9 protein-coding genes are annotated in these 12,759 nt (G+C 55.9%); 5 read left to right on the plus strand and 4 right to left on the minus strand.

From position 1 onward, the window contains the following. Positions 1–131: 131 nt before the first annotated feature. The 3 genes from pssA (at position 132) to ACFOSS_RS08090 (ending at position 5,733) form a co-directional block, all read left to right on the plus strand. A complete protein-coding gene (gene pssA, locus ACFOSS_RS08080) occupies positions 132–1,481 on the plus strand; it encodes a CDP-diacylglycerol--serine O-phosphatidyltransferase (RefSeq protein ID WP_377151745.1) in 1,350 nt (449 codons plus the stop codon). Between the two features lie 86 nt (positions 1,482–1,567). After that, entirely contained in the window at positions 1,568–3,637 is a 2,070-nt protein-coding gene (recG, locus tag ACFOSS_RS08085; RefSeq protein WP_377151747.1) for an ATP-dependent DNA helicase RecG, read from the plus strand. Between the two features lie 68 nt (positions 3,638–3,705). Then, entirely contained in the window at positions 3,706–5,733 is a 2,028-nt protein-coding gene (locus tag ACFOSS_RS08090; RefSeq protein WP_377151749.1) for an AsmA family protein, read from the plus strand. A gap of 151 nt (positions 5,734–5,884) precedes the next feature. On the opposite strand, the gene dtd is transcribed toward ACFOSS_RS08090, so the two are convergent. From dtd to typA, 4 genes are all read right to left on the minus strand, one after another. Further along, positions 5,885–6,322 carry a D-aminoacyl-tRNA deacylase gene (gene dtd / locus ACFOSS_RS08095; RefSeq protein WP_377151751.1) on the minus strand — a complete coding sequence of 146 codons (438 nt, stop codon included), beginning with the start codon at positions 6,320–6,322 and terminating at the stop codon, positions 5,885–5,887. A gap of 116 nt (positions 6,323–6,438) precedes the next feature. Beyond that, positions 6,439–7,437, minus strand: coding sequence for a LacI family DNA-binding transcriptional regulator (locus ACFOSS_RS08100; RefSeq protein ID WP_377151753.1), 999 nt, complete (start codon positions 7,435–7,437; stop codon positions 6,439–6,441). Positions 7,438–7,506: 69 nt separating this feature from the next. After that, positions 7,507–8,364, minus strand: a complete 858-nt coding sequence (locus ACFOSS_RS08105) for a virulence factor BrkB family protein (protein ID WP_377151754.1) — start codon at positions 8,362–8,364, stop codon at positions 7,507–7,509. A 98-nt stretch (positions 8,365–8,462) separates the two neighbouring features. Beyond that, entirely contained in the window at positions 8,463–10,289 is a 1,827-nt protein-coding gene (typA, locus tag ACFOSS_RS08110; protein WP_377151756.1) for a translational GTPase TypA, read from the minus strand. Positions 10,290–10,628: 339 nt separating this feature from the next. Here typA and glnA point away from each other — a divergent pair, with 339 nt between their 5' ends. Beyond that, a complete protein-coding gene (gene glnA / locus ACFOSS_RS08115) occupies positions 10,629–12,038 on the plus strand; it encodes a glutamate--ammonia ligase (protein WP_377151758.1) in 1,410 nt (469 codons plus the stop codon). A 93-nt stretch (positions 12,039–12,131) separates the two neighbouring features. Further along, positions 12,132–12,704 carry a DUF4124 domain-containing protein gene (locus tag ACFOSS_RS08120; RefSeq protein ID WP_377151759.1) on the plus strand — a complete coding sequence of 191 codons (573 nt, stop codon included), beginning with the start codon at positions 12,132–12,134 and terminating at the stop codon, positions 12,702–12,704. Positions 12,705–12,759 lie beyond the last annotated feature (55 nt).

The following is a 12,759-nucleotide window of genomic DNA, read 5'->3' on the forward strand; positions in this document are numbered from 1 at the left end:
TTGTCACCCTATGGCGTCAAACTGGACTGATAACGGCACAGAAGTGGCACTCCGCCGGTAAATTGGTAGAATGCGCGGTCCGACTTTACCGGTCATGTTGCGTCAAATGACGCCTCACTGAGAGATTGGGTATGTTTACTCCGGCACATTATCGACATCAACTCGAGAAAATGCCCCAACTGGCCGTGGCAGCCGATCGGCTGCGCATTCTGCATTCAGCCAGTGAATTCAAGCAGCGCATTCTGCAGCTGATCGCCAGTGCCCAGCGCCGCATCTATCTGGTGGCCCTCTATTTACAGGACGATGAGGCCGGCCGGGAAATCCTGCAGGCGCTGTATGCGGCCAAAGCCGCGCGGCCAGCGCTGGATATCAAAGTCTTTGTCGATTACCACCGCGCCCAGCGTGGTCTGATCGGTAAAGGCAAACAGTCCGGCAACCACCTGTTGTACCAGGCTCTGGCCGCTGAATGCCCCGATGCCGTCGAAATCTATGGTGTTCCCGTCAAGCGGCGGGAGTGGCTCGGCGTGCTGCACCTGAAGGGATTCCTGTTTGACGATACCCTGCTTTACTCCGGTGCCAGTCTGAACAACATCTATCTGCACCAGCAGGCCCGTTATCGTTTCGACCGCTATCACGAGCTTGAGGATGCAGAACTGGCTCGCAGTTGGGCGCAGTTCATCGTGCATTACTTCGGCCGCGCCGAAGCCGTACAGCGGCTGGACAGAGCTCCGATCACCCCGATCAAGGCGTTACGTCCCGAGTTACGACGCCTGAAACTCTCGCTCGAACAAGCCAGTTACGATGTGCCGAATGCACATCCGCGCGATGGTGAAATCGGCGTGACGCCATTAGTCGGGCTTGGCAAGCGACGTAACCGCCTGAACCGAACGATTCGAGATCTGTTGCGCGCTGCGGAGCGGGAAGTCTTTATCTGTACCCCCTACTTCAACCCGCCGAAAGATGTGGCCCGCGACCTGGCCAAATTGTTACGGCGCGGAGTCCGCCTGACGCTGGTCATCGGCGACAAAACCGCCAATGACTTCTACATTCCGCCAGGAGAACCGTTCAATACGGTCGGTGGTCTGCCTTATCTGTATGAAGTCAATCTGCGTCGTTTCGCCCAGAAGTACCAGCGTTATATCGACAGCGGTCAACTGAATCTGATGTTGTGGCGGCATGAGCAGAACTCCTACCACCTCAAGGGCATTTTCGTCGATGAGACCCTGGCCATGATCACCGGCAGTAACCTGAATCCACGAGCCTGGGCTCTGGATTTGGAGAACGGTCTGTTGATCCGTGACCACCAACGGTTGTTACAACACAAGTTCGCTGACGAGCGCGCCAACATCCTGGTGCACTGTCACCGCCTGCACCACTTTAGCCAATTGGAACAGATCGCAGACTATCCGGACGAAGTGCGCCGTCTGCTGCTCAGGCTACAGCGTTTCAAGGCACACCTGCTGCTTCGGCAACTTATCTGACCTGTCGAGAACTACAGACCGGCTGCCGTTTGGCGGCCGGTTCTGTTATGGTATGATCATATTTACAGTACTTTGTGGTAGAGCACATGGAGCTGGCATCGATTCCGGTCACCGGCCTCAAGGGGGTCGGCAGTAAACTTGCAGAGAAACTTGGCCATCTCGGCATCGAGACGGTTCAGGATCTGTTGTTTCATCTGCCGCTGCGTTATGAAGACCGCACCCACCTCTGCCCGATTGCCGACCTGTTGCCCGGCATGCACTGCAATGTCGAGGGTGTGATTCAGGATTGCCAGATTGTCCCTGCCCGGCGGCGCATGCTGGTCTGTCGCATCAGTGATGGCAACGGCACCCTGACTCTGCGTTTTTTCAATTTCACGGCGGGTCAGAAAGCGGCGATGACCAGTGGTCGCCGCATGCGCTGTTACGGCGAGATCCGCAGCGGCAACTATGGCCCCGAGATCATCCACCCTGAATACAAGATGCTGGATGCCGCAGGCGAGGTTGTTCTCGATGAGGCATTGACCCCCGTTTACCCCGCCACCGAGGGGTTACGTCAACAAAGCCTGCGCAGTCTGACCGACCAGGCTCTGCAGTTGCTGGCAGAGCATGGCCTGCGCGAATGGTTGCCTGAGGCGGCTTATCCCAGACAATTATCCCTGGCCACCGCCCTGCAACTGTTACATCGGCCGCCGCCGGAACTGGCGCTCAGCCAGCTGGAGTTCGGCCAGCACCCGGCGCAACAACGGTTAATCATTGAAGAACTGCTGGCACATAATCTGTCGGTGCTGCAGTTGCGGCAACAGAGTCAACGCCATCCCGCCTGCCCCTTGCCCCCTCATCCGTCGCTGGTGGAACGACTGCTTGCGTCTTTGCCATTCCAGCCGACCGCGGCGCAGCGGCGGGTGGTCGAAGAAATCAGTGACGACCTTGCCAAACCCCACCCCATGATGCGTCTGGTACAGGGAGATGTCGGGTCGGGCAAGACGCTGGTCGCCGCCCTCGCAGCTTTGCAGGCCATAGGTCACGGCGGACAAGTGGCGCTTATGGCGCCGACCGAGCTGCTGGCAGAGCAACACGCCGCCAATTTTGCCCACTGGCTGGAGCCACTGGCCATTCGCGTCGGCTGGCTGGCCGGGAAACAGAAAGGTAAGGCTCGCGAGCAGCAGATGCACGCCGTCGCCAGTGGCGAAGTGCAGATGGTGGTAGGGACCCATGCGATGTTTCAGGAGCAGGTGCAATTCCAGCATCTGGTGCTGGTCATCATCGATGAGCAACATCGTTTCGGTGTGCACCAGCGGCTGGCTCTGCGCGAGAAAGGGGCGCGTGCCGGGCTCTATCCTCATCAGCTGATCATGACCGCCACACCGATACCGCGGACGCTGGCCATGACCGCCTATGCCGACCTGGACACGTCAGTCATCGACGAGCTGCCACCAGGACGCAGCCCGGTCACCACCGTCGCCCTGCCTGATAGTCGACGCCACGAGGTGATCGAGCGGGTAAGGTTGGCCTGTCAGCAAGGTAAGCAGGCCTACTGGGTCTGCACCCTGATCGAGGAATCTGAGCTGCTGGAGTGCCAGGCAGCGGAAAAGACCGCCCTGGCGTTGCAAGAGGCGCTACCCGGGCTGCACATCGGTCTGGTCCATGGTCGGATGAAACCACTGGAAAAGCAGCGCGTGATGGCCGAATTCAAGGCCGGCATACTGCAGCTGCTCGTTGCCACGACCGTCATCGAGGTCGGTGTCGATGTGCCGAATGCCAGCCTGATGATCATCGAAAATCCCGAGCGGTTGGGGCTGGCCCAGCTCCACCAGTTGCGCGGCCGTGTTGGTCGAGGTGCCGTCGCTTCGCATTGTGTTCTGCTCTATCACGCGCCCTTATCTCGCACCGCTCAGCAACGGCTCGGAGTCCTGCGTGACAGCCATGATGGTTTTGTGATTGCACAAAAGGATCTGGAGCTCAGGGGGCCAGGAGAGTTACTCGGTACGCGTCAGACTGGACTCGCCAGCCTGCGCATCGCCGATCTGGTGCGGGATCAGGCCATGATTCCCAGGGTGCAGGAGCTGGCGCGCTGGATCTATCAGCATCACCCTGAATGTGTCGCGCCCTTGATTCGGCGCTGGATGACCTTACAACAAGAGTTTGCACAGGCGTGAGGCACACTTCGCTTCGGCGTAACAAACGCCTATGATGGCATACAGATTTCCCGGGGGATTTCATCAGCATGCGTCTTGCGTTTCGACTCTTCTTCTACTCTCTGCTGGCATTGGTCATTGCCATCTGGATAGCGCTCGGCCTCTTTAAGGCAGAGTACCTGAAGGCGCCGCTCAGCAGCTGGGTCGAACAGCAGACAGGCCTGCCGCTGCAGATTGGCCGCATCGAATTTAACCCCTTTTACCCCAATGTGATGCTGCTGGAGCAGGTCAAATTGGGGGATGTGTTCAATGCCGACAAAATTTACATCGAAGTTGCAGAAGGCGCCTGGTGGCACAGGCGCATCGAACTGGCCCACCTCGACCTCATCGGCAGCCGTCTGCAACTGGCTCCCGGTCAGCGCTGGCCCGCCTTGCCACTATTGCAATTGACGGTTCGAGATCTGAACGCAGAACGGCTGACGCTCCTCGGCCCGGACTGGGTGCTGGGAGACGCCAGCCTGCAAGTGGCTAACTGGCAACCGCTCGTCGAGGGGCGATGGCAGCCTGATAGCAGATTAACCCTGACGGGACGTGCCAAGCGCCTGCAATGGCATGGCCTTGAGCTAGCCAATCTGGAGCTGGAGGGTAAGCGACAGACTCAGGGCTGGCAGTTCGAACACCTGCAAGCACAGCTCTTTGACGGCCGGTTGTCCACGGCACTCGAATGGCAATCGACTACTCAAAGCCTGCAACTGAAGCACCCGGTGATCCAGCAGATGCGTCTCACCACAACAGACCTGCCCTCGCTACCTTGGCAACGTGTCGAAATCCTCGATGGCGACATCCGGGAGCTGAGTGTTAGCCAACCTGACAAGAAGCTGATATTTAATCAGCTTAACGTGACAGTCCCCCGGCTCCTCTGGCAGGCCGATGGTCAGATAGAGGGTAACCTGCAGGGTAACCTGGGTGAACTCGCGCTTGAGGATCTCTCCATCAACAACATTCAGGGTGAGCTGACTCTGCACCCGACACGCTGGCAGGGGCAATTACAGGCGCAGTTGTGGGAAGGAAGTCTGACACTGGATGGTGCATACCTGCCGCAACAACAGCTGCTGGACCTGGATACCGTGACCCTGGCCGATTGGCAAGCCGAATTGCCAGCGGACTGGCGCAGCCGCAGCCTGCCATGGCCGATCACGCAGCTGCGACTACATCGTCTGGATGGCAAGCGGCTGGCATTGCTCTCATACGATGACCAGATCCCGCTGTCTCTCAAAGGGCTGGATCTGTTTGCCACGGACCTCGAGCTGACAGACAGCGGTTTCACCCCTCTAAACGACAAATCCCGATGGGAGATCACCTGGGGCGAACTGGTTTATGGCAGCCTGGTCAGCCGCCGCGGCGAGCTCCAGGCAGAGCTGACGGCTGAGCAATGGCGCCTGAAAAATCTGTCGCTGCCTCTCGATGGTGGCGATATCAAAGCCGAGGGCAGCTGGCCTCGCGATAGCCAGGCGGCCTACCAGCTGACGCTCAGAGCCAGGAAACTGCCCCTGGAGACCCTCTCTCGCTTCTGGCAACCGACCTATGATGTTGGCGGACGCCTGGATTTGAACGCCGAGCTACAAACCAAGGGGCAGGACACCCCGGCCTGGTTGGCCAATTTGCAGGGCACAATCGCATTACAGGGGCAGGATCTGTTCCTCGATCAATTGCAGTTTGACCGATATTTAGATGACTTGAGTGACCGGCTACCACCGGTCACCTCCTGGTCGCAACTCACGCCCGCCTTGCTCGGCACCGGTACGGGAGTCAACCAGATGACACTGGCCCTGCGCATCAATCAAGGGGTGGTGCAGTTCGATGGCGGAATTGCCACTATTAGCCATCTCATTGCGCCATCCGGCGCTGTGGCGCTCGCCACCGCCCATTGGCAAGCGGATGTCGATGTGCTCAACAAACGCGGTTGCAGTGACATCCGGATTGCGGTCAACGGCGAGTTGGCTAATCCGCAGCTCAGCGCATCCATTCCTGATGGTTGCGATAAAAAATCCGCGGCTGGCGTCACCTATCCGCCACAAGGGCGTCTGGGCTCGTTGCGACCGAGTCAGCCCGACTGACGGCCGCAGGCTCGGCGCTTCTGACACAGAGCGATGGGGAGCAGAAGAAACTGAAGGCATATGGCAGCAAAGCAGCTCATTAGGCACTTTACCTGCCTGACTGAGCCACCTTCGCTGATCCTGAACCACCGCTGCACCGGAACGGTATTGGCTACACTTCCAGCCAAAATGTCACCGGACCATCATTGGTCAGGCTGACTTGCATATCCGCAGCAAAACGGCCAGTTTCAGTTGTCAGACCCGCGAGGCGACTTTGCTCGACGAAGTAATCATACAGACGTTCGGCCAACTGAGGATTGGCACCATTGGAGAACCCTGGACGCAATCCCTTTTCCGTTTCTGCCGCCAATGTAAATTGCGAAACCACCAGCAGACTGCCGCCGGCCTCTTGTACATTGAGGTTCATCTTCCCCTGACTATCGGAAAAGATACGGTAATGGCTGACCTTATGTAACAGCTTGTCGGCCTTGCCATTATCGTCATCGCGCTGTACACCCAGCAGTACCAGTAGGCCAGGACCTATTTGTCCAACCGTGTCACCGGCCACGGTCACGCTGGCGTGGCTAACGCGTTGAATCAGGGCGATCAAGGGAAACTCCTTTTGTTTCTGAACATGCACAGCAGGCCAAAAGACACGCAATAGCCTCTGTGTTGTGAATGGCAACCTCGCCCCGGTCATAACGACCAGGGCGAGATGACTCACGGCTAAGCGTTGGCAGGCTTGGCCGTGGACTGGCGGATAATCAGCTCGGGTAATAATTGCGGCTGCTCGCCGACCTCCTCGCCGGCAATCAACTGCTGAGCCAGCATCAAGGCCTGTTCACCCAACGCTTCGAGCGGCTGTGCAACCGTAGTCAACCCTGGCTCAGAGTAGGCAGCCAGCTCATTGTCATCAAACCCGACCACAGACAGCTGCCCTGGTACCACCAGATTAGCCTGACGAGCATGGTGCAAGGCACCAATCGCCATGTGATCGTTGAAGCAAAACAACGCCGTCAATTCTGGGGACGCCGACAGCAGCTGTGCCGCCGCCAGAATGCCTGAAGCGCAGGAGAAGTCACCTTCGGCCAATACGGGATCGCCCAGTCCTTGCTTGGCAAACCACTCGCGGCAGGCCGCCAGGCGTAATTGACTTTCACTGTTCGCCAACGGGCCGATTACCAAACCGATATGCCGGTGACCCAACTGGTACAAATGATCCAAAGCCAAATGCACACCATAGCGGTTGTCGACGGCTAACGAGCGTTGGCGATATAACGACGAAATACAATTCAACAACACGGCATTCGGCTGCATCGCCAGGAAACGCGCCAACACTTCATCATCCATGAAAGGAACACTGGCAATGATGGCATCACACTGCCGGCTAGCCAGACGCAGTGCTGCCTGCATCACATCGTCGCTGTCATGGTTGCCACAGTTGATCAACGTAAAGACATTGCGACGACGAGCTTCCGCCTCGATGCTATCGACAATTCGGGCGTAATAACCGCCGGAGACATTATTAACCAGAATGCCGATAACTCCGGAGCGGCTGGTCGCCAGACTGCGGGCATTGAGATTCGGGATAAAATTCAGCTCGGTCATGACTTCCCGAACACGTGCTTGTGTCTTGGGTGCGACTTTGTCTGGCTCGTTCAATACGCGCGAGACAGTGGCGACAGACACCCCGGCAAGCCGGGCAACATCTCGAATGGTATTCAAACTGTGCATCTCTTTTAATTATTTGTAGGGCCATGGGACTATAGCACAACGGAATAAAAATCCTGTTTCTCAATCCCATACAGGAGCTCGGCGCGCTCTGTAGTCACCGAGGCTGGCGGTAAACTCTGCCCCCAGCAACACGATCCACCAACTCATATAGATCCATACCAATAAAATCGGAATGGCTGCCAACGCCCCGTAGATAGTCTGGTAGGACGCAAACTGAGTGATGTACAAAGCGAACACTTTCTTCGCCCCCTCCAACAGCAACGCGGCCACAGCAGCGCCAAACATCGCCTCACGCCAGCGGATTTTGACATTCGGAACCGCCACAAACAGCAGCATCAGACTGCAAAACGAGAGCAGAAACGGCAAGATACCCAGCATCAATTTGGCAGCGGAACTCAACAGCTGCATATGGTGAAAAACCCGCAACGACACCACGTAGGACGTCGCCAGAATGCTGGCTCCGGCCAGCAAGGGGCCTAGCGTCAGCACCATCCAGTAGACCGCAAACGTGGTCATCTTCGGTCGTTGCCCACGACTACGCCAGATATGGTTTAAGTTCTGATCTATCGCTGAAATCAGCAACAAGGCCACCAGTACCAGGGCAACGACGCCAATGGATGTCATTTTGGAGGCGTTCGCAACAAAGCGAGTGAAGTGATGATGAATCTGATCGCTGGCAGCCGGCAAAAAGTTGCTGAAGACAAACTCTTCAATCTGCAACCGAACCGAACCAAAAATCGGAAAGAAGGAAAAAATAGAGAAAACCACCGTCACCAGCGGCACTAAAGATAACAGCGTGACGTAAGCCAGGTGTCCCGCCAGAACGGATAAGCGGTCCTCATGCACACGCCGTCGGCATATCTGTAATACGCTGAGCAGCGAACGGCCACTCCGAAGAAAAAAAGCTAACACCGGCATGAACAGACTCCATTCGTCTCATGTCGGACCAGCATGCCAGTTCGGCCGCCGTTACGCCATACAACAAGCCCCGCATGAGGCGGGGCTTGTTGCGAGGATCACTCCTCTTTGCCTGCGGCGCGATTGGCGCGCTTGCGATCCACTTCCGTCAGCAACTTCTTACGGATGCGGATACTCTGCGGGGTCACTTCCACCAACTCGTCATCATCGATGAACTCCAGCGCCTGCTCGAGTGTCATCTTGATTGGCGTCGTCAATACGATGGCCTCGTCGGTCCCGGAGGCCCGCATGTTGGTCAGCTGCTTGCCCTTCAGACAGTTTACAGTCAGGTCATTGGAGCGAGAGTGGATGCCGATTACCTGGCCTTCATACACCTCGGTCGCATGTTCAATGAACAAACGGCCGCGCTCTTGCAGGTTGAACAACGCGAAGCCCAGCGCCTTGCCAGTCGCATTGGCGATCAGAACGCCATTTTGACGTTGGCCAATGCTACCACCCTTATACTCGCCATAGGACTCAAAGGTGTGATACAGCAGGCCGGTACCAGACGTCATGGTCATGAACTCCGTCTGGAAACCGATCAGGCCCCGCGCCGGAATTACATAGTCAAGACGCACACGGCCCTTTCCATCTGGAACCATATTGCGCAAATCAGCCTTTCGCTCGCCCAGCTTCTCCATTACGGAGCCCTGGTGCTGATCTTCAATGTCGACGGTCAGGTTTTCCATCGGTTCCAGCTTGATGCCATTCTCTTCGCGAATAATGACTTCAGGACGAGACACCGCCAGCTCAAAACCTTCACGACGCATGTTTTCGATCAGGATACCGAGATGCAATTCACCACGGCCAGAAACGCGGAACTTGTCCGGGTCTTCTGTCGGTTCAACACGCAGGGCGACGTTATGCACCAGTTCATTCTGCAAACGGTCAAGAATGTTGCGCGACGTGACGTACTTGCCTTCCTTGCCGGCAAACGGTGAGGTGTTGACCTGGAAAGTCATGGTCACAGTCGGCTCGTCGACAGACAGCGGAGGCAAAGCCTCAACGGCCGTGTTAGAGCAGATGGTATCGGAAATCTTCAGTTCGCCCAGACCGGTAATCGCAATGATGTCACCGGCTTGCGCCTCGCTGGTTTCGGTGCGTTGCAGGCCAAGATAGCCCATGACCTGACCGATTTTCCCGGTCCGGGTCTTGCCATCGGCACCCACTACAGTCACCTGCATGTTCGGTTTGACCTTGCCACGCGTGATGCGTCCAATCCCGATAACCCCAACATAGGAGGAGTAATCGAGCTGGGAGATTTGCATCTGGAACTCACCTTCCGGATCTGCCTTCGGCGGCTCAACGAAGTCGATGATAGCTTGGAACAGCGGATCCATGTTGTCAGACGGGTTAGCCAGATCCAGAGTGGCATAGCCTTGCAGCGCAGAGGCATACACAATCGGGAAATCCAGTTGTTCATCGGTGGCACCCAGATTGTCGAACAGGTCGAACACCTGATCGATAACCCAATCCGGACGGGCACCGGGACGGTCAACCTTGTTGACGACCACGATCGGACGCAACCCCTGGGCAAATGCCTTTTGGGTCACAAAACGAGTCTGTGGCATAGGACCATCAACGGCATCCACCAGCAACAGTACGCAGTCCACCATCGACATGACGCGTTCGACTTCACCACCGAAGTCGGCGTGGCCGGGGGTATCCACGATATTGATACGGTAGTCATTCCAACGGATGGCGGTATTTTTAGCGAGGATGGTGATGCCGCGCTCCCGTTCCAAATCGTTGGAGTCCATGATCCGTTCCTGACCTTCACTGGTACGGTCCAGGGTGCCTGACTGCTGCAGCAGCTTATCTACCAGTGTGGTCTTGCCATGGTCAACGTGCGCAATAATGGCAATATTGCGGAGCTTTTCTAACATCCTCGCCTCTAAACAAGTGGGGAAAAATCGGGCAATCATTTTACTCGTGCGCTTGTGATCTTCCTAGCAGAATTGAAGCAATTTTAATAAGGCAAGGCAGGCCAGATCACAGTATGATTCTCTCCTAGTAGTAACAGCACCACCGCCACGCATCATTTTGGAGCTCCATTTTGGTGCGCTTATATTCCATTTTGGTGCACCCTCTTGGCGTGGCTGCTCCATAACGGCAATTACTACTTGTTAGTTAAGGGATTTTATTTGTTGGCACAGATCTGGCTTAAGTGTCAGCAAGGTTTCTGCCGATAGTTCAGTTTTCCACGACACCGGAGGTTATTTAGCATGTCAGCAGCAAATGTTCTGGCTCTGATCAAAGAACAGGAAGTGAAGTTTGTCGATCTGCGCTTCACTGATACCAAGGGCAAAGAACAGCACGTTTCAGTGCCGTCTCACCAAATCGGCGAAGATTTCTTCGAAGATGGCAAGATGTTCGATGGTTCCTCCATCGCCGGCTGGAAGGGTATCAACGAATCAGACATGGTTCTGATGCCGGATGCCTCTACTGCTCTGATGGATCCGTTCACCGAAGAAGCAACTCTGATCATCCGTTGCGACATCCTGGAACCGGCAACCATGACTGGCTACGATCGCGACCCGCGTTCTATTGCCAAGCGTGCCGAAGACTTCCTGAAGTCCAGTGGCATTGCCGACACTGTCCTGTTCGGACCGGAACCAGAATTCTTCATTTTTGATGATGTCCGTTTCGGCAACACCATGGGCGGTTCTTTCTTCAAGGTTGACGCAGAAGAAGCGGCCTGGAACTCTGCTACCGAATACGAAGGTGGTAACAAGGGTCACCGTCCTGGCGTTAAGGGTGGTTACTTCCCGGTTGCTCCGGTTGACTCCTCTCAAGACCTGCGTTCAGCCATGTGTCTGATCCTGGAAGAGATGGGCCAAGTTGTTGAAGCTCACCACCACGAAGTAGCGACTGCCGGTCAGAACGAAATCGCTACCCGTTTCAACACCATGACCAAGAAGGCTGACGAAGTTCAAGTTCAGAAGTACGTCATCCACAACGTCGCTCACGCTTATGGCAAGACGGTAACCTTCATGCCGAAGCCGATGTTCGGTGACAACGGTTCTGGCATGCACTGCCACCAGTCTCTGGCCAAGAACGGCGTCAACCTGTTTGCTGGCGACCTGTACGGTGGTCTGTCTGAAACTGCCCTGTTCTACATCGGTGGTATCATCAAACACGCCAAGGCCATCAACGCCTTCTCCAACCCGACTACCAACTCTTACAAGCGTCTGGTTCCGGGTTACGAAGCGCCGGTAATGCTGGCTTACTCTGCCCGTAACCGTTCTGCTTCCATCCGTATCCCGGTAGTACCGAGCCCGAAGGCGCGTCGTATCGAAGTTCGCTTCCCGGATCCGGCTGCCAACCCGTATCTGGCTTTCGCTGCTCAGCTGATGGCCGGTCTGGACGGTATCATCAACAAGATCCATCCAGGCGATGCCATGGATAAGAACCTGTATGATCTGCCGCCAGAAGAAGAAGCTCTGATCCCGACAGTTGCAGGTTCTCTGGACGAAGCACTGTCTGCGTTGAATGCTGACCGTGAGTTCCTGACTCGTGGCGGCGTCTTCACCGACGACTTCATCGAATCTTACCTGGAACTGAAGCAAATCGATGTGGATCGTGTTCGCATGACTCCGCACCCGGTTGAATACGAACTGTACTACTCTGTCTAATCACAGAGTTGATAAAAACCCGCCATATGGCGGGTTTTTTTTTCGAATTTCGTTAAGATGAATTTCCACCACCGGATTCAGAAGGGTATTGTTATGCGCTTGTTCTGGTTACTCATTTTATCGTGCTCACTCCAGCCCGCACTATCGACTCAGACGGTGCATCGTTGGGTTGACAGTAATGGCGTCGTGCATTTTTCTGATCAAATTGCCGCCGGCTCAGCATCAGAAACGATTGAAGTCAATCCACCCGCGCCCAGCAGTACGCCGGTAACGACAATCACAAGCAGCGACAGCGACATGGCTACCGCTGCACAGGAACCCCAGGCACAACCACCATACGACATCACGCTGCAAACACCGCTGGAAAGTGAAACGCTCCGCGAGAACAGTGGCAAGGTACACTTCTCGGTCGCGATTAGTCCGCCAATGACGCAACCGTTCCAATTACAGGTGCTGCTCGATGGTGCAGCTGTGCTGCGCGTCCCGAATCAGCTAGCTGGAGATCTGGAAAACGTCGACAGAGGAATGCACCAGATTGTTATCAAGCTACTTGATGAAAACGGCAAGATCCTTGCATCAACCAAAGAAACCACCTTCTACCTGTTCCGGGTATCGGTATTAACGCAACCTAATCATCAGGCTAAGCCCAAAGCAGGGATGAATTAGCCAGATTGGATTGCACCGGTTCGGGGAAAATGATGCACAATATAGGTGCAAGGCA

The sequence above is a fragment of the Pseudaeromonas sharmana genome, from assembly GCF_042649925.1.
In the GTDB taxonomy this organism is placed as follows: Bacteria; Pseudomonadota; Gammaproteobacteria; order Enterobacterales; family Aeromonadaceae; genus Pseudaeromonas; species Pseudaeromonas sharmana.

Bases quoted from the DNA above. Each gene is read 5' to 3' on its own strand.
- pssA (WP_377151745.1), top strand. From the start codon at position 132: ATGTTTACTCCGGCACATTATCGACATCAACTCGAGAAAATGCCCCAA.
- recG (WP_377151747.1), top strand. From the start codon at position 1,568: ATGGAGCTGGCATCGATTCCGGTCACCGGCCTCAAGGGGGTCGGCAGT.
- ACFOSS_RS08090 (WP_377151749.1), top strand. From the start codon at position 3,706: ATGCGTCTTGCGTTTCGACTCTTCTTCTACTCTCTGCTGGCATTGGTC.
- ACFOSS_RS08105 (WP_377151754.1), bottom strand. From the start codon at position 8,364: ATGCCGGTGTTAGCTTTTTTTCTTCGGAGTGGCCGTTCGCTGCTCAGC.
- typA (WP_377151756.1), bottom strand. From the start codon at position 10,289: ATGTTAGAAAAGCTCCGCAATATTGCCATTATTGCGCACGTTGACCAT.
- glnA (WP_377151758.1), top strand. From the start codon at position 10,629: ATGTCAGCAGCAAATGTTCTGGCTCTGATCAAAGAACAGGAAGTGAAG.
- ACFOSS_RS08120 (WP_377151759.1), top strand. From the start codon at position 12,132: ATGCGCTTGTTCTGGTTACTCATTTTATCGTGCTCACTCCAGCCCGCA.